14 protein-coding genes and 1 tRNA gene are annotated in these 12,874 nt (G+C 71.3%); 8 read left to right on the forward strand and 7 right to left on the reverse strand.

What is annotated here, in order from left to right; translation table 11 throughout:
- The first annotated feature begins 156 nt into the window (after positions 1–156).
- Positions 157–570, forward strand: coding sequence for a hypothetical protein (locus AB0E91_RS12775; protein WP_361779426.1), 414 nt, complete (start codon positions 157–159; stop codon positions 568–570).
- A 119-nt stretch (positions 571–689) separates the two neighbouring features.
- Here AB0E91_RS12775 and AB0E91_RS12780 read toward each other — a convergent pair whose 3' ends face one another.
- Both AB0E91_RS12780 and AB0E91_RS12785 read right to left on the reverse strand, forming a co-directional pair.
- A complete protein-coding gene (locus AB0E91_RS12780; RefSeq protein WP_361779429.1) occupies positions 690–1,148 on the reverse strand; it encodes a hypothetical protein in 459 nt (152 codons plus the stop codon).
- Entirely contained in the window at positions 1,145–1,453 is a 309-nt protein-coding gene (locus tag AB0E91_RS12785; RefSeq protein WP_361779432.1) for a hypothetical protein, read from the reverse strand. The genes AB0E91_RS12780 and AB0E91_RS12785 overlap by 4 nt, the downstream gene beginning before the upstream one ends.
- A 142-nt stretch (positions 1,454–1,595) precedes the next feature.
- Here AB0E91_RS12785 and AB0E91_RS12790 point away from each other — a divergent pair, with 142 nt between their 5' ends.
- Positions 1,596–2,555 carry an SDR family oxidoreductase gene (locus AB0E91_RS12790; protein WP_361779435.1) on the forward strand — a complete coding sequence of 320 codons (960 nt, stop codon included), beginning with the start codon at positions 1,596–1,598 and terminating at the stop codon, positions 2,553–2,555.
- Here the strand turns inward: AB0E91_RS12790 and AB0E91_RS12795 are convergent.
- Entirely contained in the window at positions 2,546–3,595 is a 1,050-nt protein-coding gene (locus tag AB0E91_RS12795; RefSeq protein ID WP_361779438.1) for a WYL domain-containing protein, read from the reverse strand. The two genes, AB0E91_RS12790 and AB0E91_RS12795, sit on opposite strands and share 10 nt — an antisense overlap.
- 120 nt (positions 3,596–3,715) lie before the next feature.
- On the opposite strand from AB0E91_RS12795, the gene AB0E91_RS12800 reads away from it, so the two are divergent.
- Positions 3,716–4,072, forward strand: coding sequence for a hypothetical protein (locus tag AB0E91_RS12800; protein ID WP_361779441.1), 357 nt, complete (start codon positions 3,716–3,718; stop codon positions 4,070–4,072).
- 37 nt (positions 4,073–4,109) lie between these two features.
- Here AB0E91_RS12800 and AB0E91_RS12805 read toward each other — a convergent pair whose 3' ends face one another.
- The 4 genes from AB0E91_RS12805 to AB0E91_RS12820 form a co-directional block, all read right to left on the reverse strand.
- On the reverse strand, positions 4,110–5,480 hold the full coding sequence (locus AB0E91_RS12805) for a Cys-Gln thioester bond-forming surface protein (protein WP_361779444.1): 1,371 nt from the start codon (positions 5,478–5,480) through the stop codon (positions 4,110–4,112).
- A 373-nt stretch (positions 5,481–5,853) separates the two neighbouring features.
- Complete coding sequence (locus tag AB0E91_RS12810; RefSeq protein WP_361779447.1) at positions 5,854–6,327, reverse strand: single-stranded DNA-binding protein; 474 nt, start codon at positions 6,325–6,327, stop codon at positions 5,854–5,856.
- Between the two features lie 265 nt (positions 6,328–6,592).
- Positions 6,593–8,602 (reverse strand): GTPase, encoded by a 2,010-nt coding sequence (locus AB0E91_RS12815; RefSeq protein WP_361779450.1) that lies wholly within the window; start codon positions 8,600–8,602, stop codon positions 6,593–6,595.
- Positions 8,603–8,604: 2 nt separating this feature from the next.
- On the reverse strand, positions 8,605–10,242 hold the full coding sequence (locus AB0E91_RS12820; protein ID WP_361779453.1) for a dynamin family protein: 1,638 nt from the start codon (positions 10,240–10,242) through the stop codon (positions 8,605–8,607).
- Positions 10,243–10,512: 270 nt separating this feature from the next.
- Between AB0E91_RS12820 and AB0E91_RS12825 the strand changes: the two genes are divergently transcribed.
- From AB0E91_RS12825 to AB0E91_RS12845, 5 genes are all read left to right on the forward strand, one after another.
- Positions 10,513–10,585, forward strand: a tRNA-Arg gene (locus tag AB0E91_RS12825).
- Between the two features lie 217 nt (positions 10,586–10,802).
- Positions 10,803–10,940 (forward strand): hypothetical protein, encoded by a 138-nt coding sequence (locus AB0E91_RS12830; RefSeq protein WP_361779456.1) that lies wholly within the window; start codon positions 10,803–10,805, stop codon positions 10,938–10,940.
- Positions 10,941–11,349: 409 nt separating this feature from the next.
- Positions 11,350–11,538, forward strand: a complete 189-nt coding sequence (locus AB0E91_RS12835; protein WP_361779459.1) for a hypothetical protein — start codon at positions 11,350–11,352, stop codon at positions 11,536–11,538.
- Positions 11,539–11,737: 199 nt separating this feature from the next.
- Complete coding sequence (locus tag AB0E91_RS12840; RefSeq protein WP_361779462.1) at positions 11,738–12,058, forward strand: hypothetical protein; 321 nt, start codon at positions 11,738–11,740, stop codon at positions 12,056–12,058.
- A 41-nt stretch (positions 12,059–12,099) separates the two neighbouring features.
- On the forward strand, positions 12,100–12,234 hold the full coding sequence (locus AB0E91_RS12845; RefSeq protein WP_361779465.1) for a hypothetical protein: 135 nt from the start codon (positions 12,100–12,102) through the stop codon (positions 12,232–12,234).
- The last annotated feature ends 640 nt before the right edge of the window (positions 12,235–12,874 follow it).

Raw genomic sequence — 12,874 nt, forward strand, 5'->3', positions numbered from 1 at the left:
CCCCCTTCGCACCAGGAGCTGTACTGCGCGGCCCACACAGATGTGGCGCCAGGAGACACCAGGGGCCAGGTGAAAACAGGCACAATCCGCCCGCTCAGACCGAGTAACGGCGCGCCGCGAAGCGTTCTCCGCCGGGTAGGACGTCACCTCGGCGCCATGCATCTGAGTGGTGCGATCCTGCTGTTCAGCTACGTGATCCCGCCGGCTTGGGCCCTCGACGTCTACGGCACGGCACCGGCCGACGACCCCTCGGCGGACGTAACCCCGTTCGTGATCTTCGCCGTGCTGCTGTTGCACTGCGTGGCCTTCCACGTGCTCGTACAGATCCCGTCCGGGCTCCTTGGCACGAGGCTGGGTCGTGATCAGGGTCGCCGTGTCCCCTATTTTTCGGCCATCGCGGTAGCGTCAGTCCTCACCGTCTTGATCCTTCTGGTGGCCCTGCGCGGGGAGCAGGACGTCACTGGGCTCATGCGGTTGTGCGTCGACTTCATGGTCCGCGGCTCACTCGGACTGGCGGGATACGTGTGGCTGACCCGGCAGCCCGCGCCGCCTGCGGCTGCTCGCGTCTGACCTGGAGCTTCGCCGCACCTACAACCACTCCCTGTGCCGGTCGGGGCTGGACTCCCACCGCAACGGGCTCGCCGTTCCATCCGCCCCAGGACGCCCCCCCACCTCGGACCGCCCCCGCACTAAACGTGAACGAGAATCTGCCGCAACGGATGCCCCAGCGCCCCCGCGACCGCGCCCAGTTCCTCCTCGGTCAGCCACGACCGTTCGGGATCCAGGGCTTCGATCCTGAACCGCGCGAAGCCCGTCGGCCAGTCGTAGACCAGGTCGTTGAGTGATGTCTCGACGCCGCAGCAGGGGACCGTAGCAACGAGCGTCCGGAAGCCCTCCTCGTAGCGGGCCGAGACGGCGTCGGCCCACCAGTTGACTGTCAACTCCGCACCGCAGTGCGGGCAAAGGATCCCGCCGAAGCGGAAACCGCAGAAGACCACTTCGACGGTGTCGTGCCACTGGCCCTCCAGGCCACGGCGCGCCTCGCCGGGAAGCATCCCGGACATCACGGCCGCGGCGCGCTCCCCCGCATCCCGACTGGGCTGCCAGTACGGGTCGGTCGGGATGACCGTGAGGTAGTCGTCACTCATCGGCCCGCTGTCGGATCGGCGGCGCGGCGGGCGCGGAGACGGCGGACGCCTTTCACCGCGTAGGCGGTGGTCATGAGCGCGAAGCCGACGAGCCCGAGCGAGAACCACGATGCCGCCACCGCAATCCCCAGGAACAGGCCGCTGAGGGCCAGCAGGTTGCCGAGGGTGTCCAACAGGTCCAGGCGCGCTCGGGAACGCGCCACGGGATCGGGCCCGCGCAATCGGTGGGCGATGGGGACAAGCCCCAGGACCTGCAAGACGGCCAGCCCGAGAGCCATCCAGACGAACCAGTCGGGTATCTCCACAGCGCGCACCGTAGCGCCCACCGGAACCCGATGGGACGAAGATGCGCCAGGGGCACCCAGAGTTCCGGAGGTGTTCAACCAGCTGACCGACCAACCGGAAAAGGTGACGTGAGCTGTCACCTTTGGCAGGCACCGTAGTGGCATGGAGAACGACATCACCGCCCAGGACACCGACCGCCCCCGCCCCCTCACCAACCGCATCGCCCTCGTCGCCGGAGCCACCCGAGGCGCCGGCCGCGCCCTCGCCGTGGAGCTGGGCCGCGCCGGAGCCACCGTGTACGTCACCGGCCGCACCACCCGCGACCGCGTCAGCGAGGTCGGCAGGGCCACGGAGACCATCGAGGAGACCGCGGAGATGGTCGGCGCGGCCGGAGGAACGGGCATCGCCGTCCCCACCGATCATCTGGAGGAGGACCAGGTACGCGCCCTCGTCGAGCGCATCGACCGCGAACACAACCGGCTCGACATCCTCGTCAACGACCTCTGGGGCGGCGAGCACCTGCTCACCGGCTCGGTGTTCGGGAAGAAGAGCTGGGAGACACCGCTCGCGGACGGCCTGCGCATCCTGGAGCTCGGGGTGCGGTCGCACGTGATCACCGCGGCGCTCGCGCTCCCGCTGCTGATCCGCTCGGCCGCGCCGCTGCTGGTGGAAGTCACCGACGGCACGGCGGAGTTCAACCGCCGCTACCGCGAGAACCTCTACTACGACCTCGCGAAGACCGCCCCGATCCGGATCGCCTTCGGCCTGGGCGAGGAGCTGGCGGAGTACGGGGGCGCGGCGGTCGCCGTGACGCCCGGTTTCCTGCGCTCGGAGCAGATGCTCGGCCACTTCGGTGTCACGGAGGAGAACTGGCGCGACGCCACCGTCCAGGTCCCGGACTTCGCCGTCGCCGAGTCCCCGTACTACCTCGCCCGCGCGGTCGCCGCGCTCGCCGCCGACCCGGACCGGGCGGCCCGCTGGAACCGGAAGTCGACCTCCAGCGCGGAACTCGCCAAGGTCTACGGCGTACGGGACGTGGACGGCAGCCAACCGGACGCCTTGGCGTACTTCCAGGAGGTCCGGTTCGACGGGAAGCCCGGCACGCCGGACGACTACCGCTGATCCCCCGCCTCCGCGCCGGACAGGCCGGACAAGCCGTACACGCCGTACAGCTCGGCGAGGGCCCGCGCCCGCTCACGGAAGCGGGCGCGCAGGCCCGCCGGGGCCAGCACCTCCACCTCCGCGCCCAGCCCGGCCAGTTGGGCGAACGCCACCTCCTCCGACTCCACCGGCAGGTCGAGCGTGACGCGCCCGGCGTCGTCGGGCGCGGTCGCGGAACCCAGTGCCTCGCCGACCCCGGCCGCGTCCACCACGGCGGGCAGCCGACGCAGACCCCGCTCCGTCAGACGCACGGTGACGGTCGTACGCAGCAGGGTCCGGGCGAACCCGGCGGCATGCTCCTGCCAGTGCGCGGCCAGCTCGAAGGACGGGTCGCGGACGAAGGGTTCGTCGAGGCCGGGAGCGGGGGACAGCGCGGTCACGCGATCGACGCGGTACGTACGCCAGGCACTCCCCTCACCCGGGACACAGCCCACGACGTACCAGACCCCCGCCTTCAGAACGAGCCCGTACGGCTCCAGCAGGCGGGTCACCGTGCGCGACGGCGCCCCGTCCCGCCCAGGCCGCGCGTACGCCAGCTCGACCGTACGGTCCGACCACACGGCCCGGGCCAGCTCCGGCAGCAGCTCCGGTACGGACGGCTCGCGGAACCATGCCGGAGCGTCCAGGTGGAACCGGCGCACCGACGACTCCGCCGCCTCCCGCAACGACGGCAACAGGGTCGCCGACAGCTTCAGCCGAGCCGCGTCCGCCGCCCCCGCCAGCCCGAGATCACGCAGCGCCGTAGGCAGACCGGACAGGAAAAGGGTCTCCGCCTCGCTGGGATGCAGCGTGGTCAGCCGCGTCCGGTGCCCCGGCGCCAGCCGATACCCGCCCGCACGCCCCCGCTCGGACCGAATGGGAACCCCCGCGTCCTGCAACGCCTGGGCGTCCCGGATCACCGTCCGCTCGGAAACCTCCAGCTCCCGAGCGATATCGGCAGCGGTCACACCGGGACGCGACTGCACGAGCAACGCCATGCGAATCAGACGAGAGGCACGCATGCCTCCAGCATCCCGGACCCGGCCCCTGGCCGGTGCCTCCGGTGGTGCCTCCCCTCATCGCGCGACCGTGGATACGATCACCATCCGCATGGGGTGGTCGAGCGAGCAGGAGTGGGCTGGATGTGGGACGAACCCTTCTACCGCGTCCAACGCGACGGCTACGAGATCTGCTTCGTCCCCGACGCCGGCGTGCCCCTCGACGAGATCGACGACGTCGACATGTGGGTGATCTTCAAGGACGGGCGACGCTGGTCGGGGACCATCTGCACGTTGGACGACGTCCGGCGCGCCATGGACCGTTGGCAGCAGACCGGGGAATGCCTGGACGGCAGGTTCTTCCACGTCTGGGACGGGCTGATCGTCCGTGACCGTGGCATCCCCGCGATGGTCGAGGTCGTCGACCACCTCGTTCGGAGCGGTGAGTACGAGTCCGTCTTCCGCGATGTCGGCCGGGCGGAAGAGTGGGACGACGATTGAGCCGTCGGAAAAGGGCCCGGGGCCGGGCCCGCCCCCGTCACTCCCCCGCCTGCGCCTCCCGCCCGCGCAGAAACACCAGCACCGCTCCGCCGATCACCACGAAGCCGATCGCCGCTCCGGCGATCAGGGGGGTGATCGCCGAGCCGCCCGTGGCCGCGAGGTCGGTGCCGGGCGGGGTGTCGACGGGGAGTGCGACCGGGGTGGGGTCGCTCAGGGTCTGGGCGGACTTGGTGGTGATGATGCCCTGGGTCTTGCAGTCGAGGACACCGGTGAAGCGGCGGCTGAAGTCGTTCGGGCCGGTGACGGTGAAGTCGTAGCTCCGGTCCTCCTGGAGGGGGACGGAGACCGTGGTCGCGGTTCCGGCCGGGACCGTGTGCTCCTCGCCCATCAGCTCGAAGGTGAACGGCTGGTCGCCCTTGTCGGCGACAGTGACGTCCACGCCGCCCTCGGCGCAGTTCGTGCGGGCCGAGACCGCCGGTATCGCACCCACGGCGGCCCAGGTGGCGCTCGCGGTCGCGGAGACCGTGGACTCGCTGGAGCCCGCCAGGATCTGGGTCTGGCTGCGGGAGTCGGAGGCGAAGGCGCGGCCCACCGGCACGGTGGTGGACGCCTGGACGGTCAGCTGGGCGGAGCCGTCCGGCGCGCCCTTGGGGACCTCGAAGTACAGCCGGCTGCCGTCCTGCGCCGAGGTGACCGCCTTGCCGGTCTTGTCGATGATCCGTACTCCGGCGGCGGCCGCGTCCGCGGGCGGGGTCACCGTCACGGTGCCGCCGTTGGTGTGCACGGTCACCGGCCCGAGCAGGCCACCGGGGCGCCCGGAGACGGTGGGCGGGTCCAGGGTCAGGGAGGACTGCGGCTCGGCCGTGTTCCGCGCGCCCTTCTCGAGGTAGTCCGCGAGCTTCTCGGCGTTCGGGTCGACCGCGTCGGCCTTCGCGCCGTCCGAGTAGCGCCAGATGGCCACCTGGGTACCGGCCGCCGCGTCCTGCTCGGTCAGCCCGCTCGCCCCGGCCTTGCGGGCGAGGGCGGCGAGGTCGTTGACCTGGGGGTATGAGTGCTGCAGGATCCAGCGGATGCGCCCGGCGTCCTTGTTGGTCCCCAGCGAAGTGCCGCTCCAGGGCGTCTCCTGGTAGCGCGCGTCCCGCTGGGTGGGGTTGTGCAGGTCGACGCAGTACGTCTGGAGGGTGCCGCCGCCGTCCACGGACATCTCGAACAGGCCCGCGGGCACCGTCAGGTCGGTGCCGTCCTCGTGGATCACGGCCTCGCCGTACGTCTTGAGGCCGTTGATCGTGGCCGTCGCCCCGCTCTGAGGCTGCGGGGCCTCGTCGGCCAGGGCCGTACCGGCGCCGGACAGCACTCCCGCCGCCGCCAGGCCGGAGGCCAGGGCCACCGCGCCGATACGGGCGGGCACGACGGACCGGGTTATCCCAGAGAACGCACCAAGCACAGAATTCCCCTTCGAGCAGGACCCGTTGGACGTGGGGGAAGGTCCCACCAGCAGAAATCGGCTGCCCAGGAGGGCATGCCCGGCATCCTATGGATCAAGGCGGCCCGCACTCGCCGGGTCCGGTCGCCGGAGGCCGTTCGAGCCGCAATCGTTATCGCGAACGCTGAGAACAAACCGGGCTTGTCGACAAATCCACCGGTTGATAAGTGAAAGAACGGGTGCGTTCCCCGCGTTCAGCGCGTTCGGCACCCATCCGTCGATAAGCCGCGATTCCGTCCCGGACGACCCCGCGCACTCCCACAACGGCTGACACATCATCAGCCCAACCGAACTGACATCACGTCACTTCCGCCGCCTCGACCGGACTTTGCTCCGCCCCCTCCCCCACCGCTCCACCCGGCGGCGTCTCCCACTCCGGTTCCGGACGTGTCGTACGAGGTGGCGCGTCCGGTCGGGCGGCGCGCCGGAACGCCGCCGTACCGCGTGCCAGATCATGGCCGATCGCCACCGCGTCGATGTCCGCCGAAGCCCAGCCCTGCTGCCCCTCCCGTGTCTCCGAACGCACCTTCAACCTCCCCTGGACCACGACCGGTTGCCCCACCTCCACCGACGCGGCCACATTGACCGCGAGCTGCCGGTTGGCCCACACCGTGAAGAAGTTGGTGTGTCCGTCCGTCCAGGCGCTCTTCTCCCGGTCCCAGTACCGCGAGGTCACCGCGAGCCGGAACCGGGCCGACGGCCCCGCCGCCATGTCCCGGTACAGCGGCTGCGTCGCCACATTGCCCACCACGCACACCAAGGTCTCGTTCATCCCGAACCCCTCCTCACCCGGCGCCCCCGGCACCGAGCCGTCCCGCGTACGGGCCCTTCCCGTACGGCCTGCGTGCGACCAGACTGCACCCGCTCCGCCGACCCCGCCGAGGACTGTGGACCGCCTCCCGGCCTGTGGAAAACCCCGCCACCCGAGTGGGTGACGGGGCTTCCCGACAACGAACACGACGAACACGACGAACACACGACAAGCGCGAGCAGACGACAAGCCCGAGCACACGACAAACACGGTGCGGCCGGGAAACTCACCCCGCCCCCGCCCGCACCACCTTCCCGTACTGCTCCCGCACCTCCCGGTACCGCAGCAGCTCCGCCGCCACCGGGTCCAGCACCCGGGCCCGTCCGCAGCTCGCCGCCGCCTCCCGCAGCCGCCGCTCCGCGCCCTGGCCGTAGCGCCGCGCCGGCCCTCTCGCCGCCAGTCGGCAGCCCCACTCGACCAGCGGCCCGCCGACGATCCCGCACAGCATCAGCAGCACCGGAAACCACAGGTTGGGCGCCAGGACCCCCGCGATCTGCCCCGCGAGCCACAGCCCGCCCACCACCTGGAGCAAGGTCATCGCCGCCTGCACGAGGACGGCCACCGGCCACCAGCCGGGCCGGGGCGGCCGCCCCGACGGAAGTCCGGCCCCCGCCGCGAGCTCGTCCAGCGACTCCGAAAGCCCCTGCGACCCCCGTACGGCCGCCTCGCGCACCGCCTGCGCCCAGGGCGCGGGCAGCCCGGCCGAGGCGCGGTCGGACACCGTACGGACCGCCTGTTCGACGCGCTGGCGGGCCGTGGCCTCCGTGTCGGCGGGGGGACGTACCGCCAGCTTGCCGGTGGGCGGGCCGCCCCGGTCGTGGTACCAGCGCCACAGCCGCAGCCAGGGCGTGCCGCAGGCGCGGTTGGCGTTGCGCAGCCAGGCCCGCTCGGCGGCCTCCCCGGCGGCCGTGGCGCCCACCGCGTCCGCGAGCCGGTCGGCGAACTCCTCGCGCGCGTCCTCGGCGAGACCGACGCCCTGCCCGGCGGCGTACACCTGCTTCAACCCGGTCGCGGCGGCGTCCACGTCGGCCGAGACACGCCGGGCGGCCGCGCCGCGCTCCGCCACGAACTTGCCCAGCGCGCCCCGCAGTTCACCGAGTCCGTCGCCGGTGAGCGCGGACAGCGCGAGCACCGTGGCACCCGGTTCGCCATGCTCGCCGAGCGCGACGCCGTCCTCGTCCAGAAGGCGACGCAGATCGTCCAGGATCTGCTCGGCGGCCTCACCGGGCAGCCGGTCCACCTGGTTGAGGACGACGAACATCACCTCCGCGTGCCCGGCCATCGGCCGCAGATAGCGCTCGTGCAGGGCCGCGTCGGCGTACTTCTCGGGGTCGACCACCCAGATCACCGCGTCGACCAGCTTGAGGATGCGGTCCACCTGTTCGCGGTGCTGTACGGCCGCCGAGTCGTGGTCGGGCAGGTCCACCAGGACCAGCCCGGTCAGCTGCGCCTCGCCCTCCGGACCCGGCACCGGACGGCGGCGCAGCCGCCCCGGGATGCCGAGCCGGTCGATGAGGGCGGCGGCGCCGTCGCTCCAGCTGCACGCGATGGGCGAGGAGGTGGTCGGGCGGCGTACGCCGGTCTCGGAGATCGTCACCCCGGCCAGCGCGTTGAACAGCTGCGACTTGCCGCTGCCGGTCGCGCCCGCGATGGCGACGACGGTGTGCTGCCCGGAGAGCCTGCGCCGCGCGGACGCCTCGTCCAGGACGCGGGCGGCCTCCGCGAGGGTGTGGTTGTCGAGACGCGCGCGCGAGAGGCCGACAAGTTCGCGCAGCGCGTCCAGGCGGGAGCGCAGGGCACCGTCGTAGGCGAGAGGCAGGGTGCCGGGGGCGGAGGAACCGCCCCGGGCCGGGGCGTCGAGCGGGGAGCGCTCCTCGTCGGGGGCGGCGCTGTCGGTGGCGCGGCGGGCGATGAGGCCGTCGTCCCAGGGGTCGGCGGGGGCGTCGCCCTTCGGGGCAGCGGGCTCGGTGCCGGACGACGCGGCGGGTACGCGCGCGTGCTCGGCGCCCTCGGTCTCCGTACCGCTGCCGGCGCGCCCCGCTTCCGGCGCGGGCTGAGGGACGTACCCGCTCGCCGCGACACCCCCGGCGTGCTCCGTACGACCCGTCGGCCGGTCCGCGCGGTCCCCGTGATCCGGCGGCCCCGTGCCGTCCGAGTGGTCCATGCGATCCATGTGGTCCATGCGATCCGTATGGTCCTTGCGATCCGTGTGGTTCTGGTCGGCGACGGCGGTCACGGTCACCTCTCCTTCTGCAGTACGGACAGCGCGGCGATGAGCTCGGCCTGCGATTCGGCGTGGACGTCCAGGGCGTCGAGGGGGGCGAGGCGGCGTTCGCGCTCGGTGTTCATGACCCGGTCGACGTGCTCGGTGAGCAGGCGGCCCGCCCGGTCGCGCAGCCGCAGCGCGCCATGGGGGCCGATCCGCTCGGCGAGCCGCTCCCCCGCCGTACGCGCCCGGTGTCCGCCGAGCACGGCGGTGGCGACCAGCGCGGCGACGGCCTCGGCGTCGACCGCCGCGCCCCGCTCCAGCTCGCGCACCTCGTCCTCGGCGTACTCCTCCAGCTCGCGCCGCCAGCGCCGTACGGCGAGGCCGATGCGGTGCTCGGGGGGCTCCGGGGCGGGGTCCTGGGCGTTCAGCTCGGGGGCCTCGGCGGCGGGCTCGCGGCGCCATGCCTCACGCATCCGCTCGTCGGCGGCGGTCACGGCGCACAGCAGCAGCTCCGCGAGGCTCTCGGCCAGGGCGTCCAGGAGTTCGCCCGCGGTGCAGTCGAGGGGGAAGGCGCGCCAGCGTTTGAGGGCGTCGCCGGCAAGAGCGGCGCCGGAGTTGAGCCGTCCGCGCACGCGCGCGTGCTCGCTGTCGTAGGCGTGGTCGACGGCGGAGGTGAGCCGGAGGGCGGCCGCGTACTGCGCGGCGGCGGCTCCGGCCAGCTCGGGCATCCGGGAGTTCAGCGAGTCGAGGAGGCCGTGCGCGGTGCGGGCGAGGACCTGGCGGCGGGCTCCTGGGTCCTGGGAGTGGTGCAGCAGCCAGGCGCGCAGGGGAGCGACGGCGGAGGCGGGCAGCAGACCGCCGCCCCAGGCCGACTCGGGCAGCTCGGGCACCGTGAAGCGGGGTACGTCGCCGAGCCCGGCCTTGTTGAGCAGGGCGCCGTACTGGCGGGAGACGTCGGCGACGACCTGGTGCGGCACCCGGTCCAGGACGGTCACCAGGGTCGCGTCGTACTCCTTGGCCGTACGCAGCAGGTGCCAGGGGACGGCGTCGGCGTAGCGGGCGGCCGTGGTCACCATGATCCAGACGTCGGCGGCGCAGATCAGCTCGGCGGCGAGGACGCGGTTCTCGGCCACCAGGGAGTCGACGTCGGGCGCGTCGAGCAGGGCGAGCCCGCGGGGGATGCTCTCGGCGGTCTCGACGCGCAGTACGCGCGCGGGGTGGTCGTCGTGGGGGTCGCGGTGCGTGTCGTGGCGTGACTCGTGACGGGTGTCGTGGCGGGTGTCCCGGCGGATCAGCGGGCCGCGGGTGAGGTCGGGCAGGACGCGCATCCCGCTGAACCAGTGATGATCCTCCGGATGACAGACGAGGACCGGGGTGCGGGTGGTCGGCCGCAGTACGCCCGCCTCGCTGACCCGGCGTCCCACGAGGGAGTTGACGAGGGTCGACTTGCCGGTGCCGGTCGAGCCGCCCACGACCGCGAGCAGCGGCGCTTCGGGCGAACGCAGCCGGGGTACGAGGTAGTCGTCGAGCTGCGCGAGGAGCTCGTCGCGATTGGCGCGCACGCGCGGTGCTCCCGCGAGGGGCAGCGGAAAGCGGGCCGCGGCGACACGGTCGCGCAGGGCGGAGAGTGTGTCGAGCAGCTGGGGCCGTACGTCCAAGGTCACCACATGCGAAGAATGCCCAATTTTGAGGGAATTCTGAAGCATATGGACATGCCTGCGCGCCGACAGAACAGAACGGACGGACGGGACGACTGGGACACGGGCACAGTCCAGGCATAACGAGTGCACAACACCCGGCGCGTCGGGGCGCAAAAGCGATGCACGATTCGTACCCGCCTGCGATTATCAGGACCGCTTCACCGAACCTCCACACCGAGCCACGGAGGCGAGGCGACAGGGTCGGGAACCAGTCAGCTTTATCCTTGACCCGCATCGGCCCCCGTAGCTCAGTGGATAGAGCAGGTGCCTTCTAAGCACTTGGCCGCAGGTTCGAGTCCTGCCGGGGGCGCGCCTTCCGGCCCTCCCTGCGGGGAGGGCTTTTTGCTGGTCAGGGCGCCTGTTGCTCGACGCGGCGAAGCCGAGGGCGGGCTCCCGAGGATCAAAAGAGGACTCCGGGCCTGTCCGGCTGTCACCGGGTCCGCGCGGGCGGCTGTGTCGAATGCGCGTCGAAGCCTCTGGCCGGATGGATCAGCTGGCGGATCACATCCAAGGAGGTCAGCGAGCGCATGCCTGAGGTCTTCACGATCTGGCTCTACCGAGACGGCGACCCCTACAACATGCTGCTCGACTACGAGGTGATCGGGGCCAACGGCGAGAAGCTCGCCTGCGGCCACCAGCGACCGGCGGGCTCTCACGGCGGTTGAAGGGCAGCGTCCTGGCACCACGGACGCGGTCGGCCTCGCTCCCGTCTCGGTAGGGCAAGACTCTCCCCACTTCATCAAGCCCCGGCTGCGCTCCGCTCCGGCGGGGGATCGGCCGGCACCGGGATGGAGGGAGCGCCGTTCCCGCCCGCGGGTTCGTAGTGGCGTGGGCGGGGTGCTCCCATCCCGTCGACCGTCGACCCAGGCGGAGCCGAGCAGACGCGGCCCATGGCGTCCAGGTCGTTCGTGCAGTGGCGCGCTCCAGCTGGACGCCATGAACCACGCCCGCTCCACGGTGTGTGGGTCGACGGCGGACGGGCTGGGAGCGGGGGAGAGTGGTGGGTCAATGAAGTCGTGCTCTGCGAACCGGCCTGCTTTGCTGACCAGGACGACCAACCGTGGGAGGGGCGGCGTGAGCAAACGGCGGTACGTAGCGCGCGGAGTGCCAGGCGGATACCGGATCTGGGACAACAAGGGACGGCGCTGGTGGGGAGACCTTTACGAACTCTGTCCCGACGATCTGCTGACAGAGCTGAACAGCCTTGCTGACCCTGACAGGATCTCCACTCTCCTGAAGCGCTACCGAGCGCTGAAGCGGTAGCCGTCGTTCGCAGGGGCCGACAGGGCATGAGGGTTGAGGTCCGCACCCCGTAAAGATCCAGAACACAGACATCCAGCCGTTGCCTGTCCGATAGTCTCCCCGCGCGAAAATCACCGAGCCGGCAGCCGGATTCGGGCCCACCGCGCGACGGGGCTACGTGACTTCGCGGCTCATGTCGTCTCACGGACTGGAGAACACCATGCCCCGATGGGCCATCGTGAAGGCTGACGGTGAGGCGGAAGCCTTCCGGTACAAAATCCACAAGGAACTGGAGGGGACCGAAGCCCAAGCCCTTGCAGAGATGCTGCGGATCATCGACACCGTTGCACAGGCCCTCACCGAAGCAGGGCGTCGCCGAGAGAGAAGACGGGTCTTCCGCGTGTCCGATCGCAGCTACGTCGTGCGCGTCGAAAGCCGATGGTCGAACCACGAGGCCCACTTCACCCTCGCCGAACTCATAGCCGACACCCACGATGACGAGCTTCCCAGCAGTGCATCCGGTTCGACGCAAGGGCCGTAGATCCTCTGAGACTCCGCCGTCCGGCGCTGCACGGTGACCGCGTGGACGAGGAACCGGTGATCATCGAGCTCACGCACGATCAAGCGTTCGTGCTGTCGGACTGGCTGTACCGGGTCGAGGAGTCCGACGAGCTGAGTGCCATGGTGGCGGACCGGGCGGACCGGTCCGCTCTATAAAGGATCTCCGGCACTCTCGATAAGACTTTGCTCGAACTCTTCAAGAGAGCCGTCTCGCGACGACATCAACGGCTGACGCCAACACGACCGACCGGCGGCGACTCCTGTCGGACTCACGCGGCAGATAGGCCCTGGGCAGGTGTGGCTCGACCGTGGAGACACAGGCATCGTCGCGCCCGCCGCACACGGCGAGATCGTCTACAAGATCCCGATCAACCGCTGACTGACAGTCGACGAGCCTGCCCCCCCCCCGAAGGTTTGCGCGTACGGGCCGACGCTCACCCTGTCGAGCCGAAGCCATTAAGGTGCGCCACATGACCGACCACGCCCGAGCCTGCCCCCAGTGCGGTCGGCTCATGAAGTCCGGTGGCCTGGTGCTCGCGAACCGGGTGGACGACGGCCAGCGAACGTGCCGTCTGCTGTGGCGGTGTACCGATCGGCATGCCTGGTGGGGCTGGGTCGACCGGCCGGATGAGCCGCTGGAGCCCTGTCCCGTGCCGGAGCTCTTCCGCTGACCCCAACGGCAGTGAGACACCACGTCGAAGAGGTCGGGCGAGCACCCCCACCGACCGTACGGATCGGCAGGCCAACGGGACACCGCAAGCGGGAATGACCCAGCGCCTGACGGAATCCACCCGCG

Source organism: Streptomyces sp. NPDC026659, from assembly GCF_040638245.1.
Classification (GTDB): domain Bacteria; phylum Actinomycetota; class Actinomycetes; order Streptomycetales; family Streptomycetaceae; genus Streptomyces.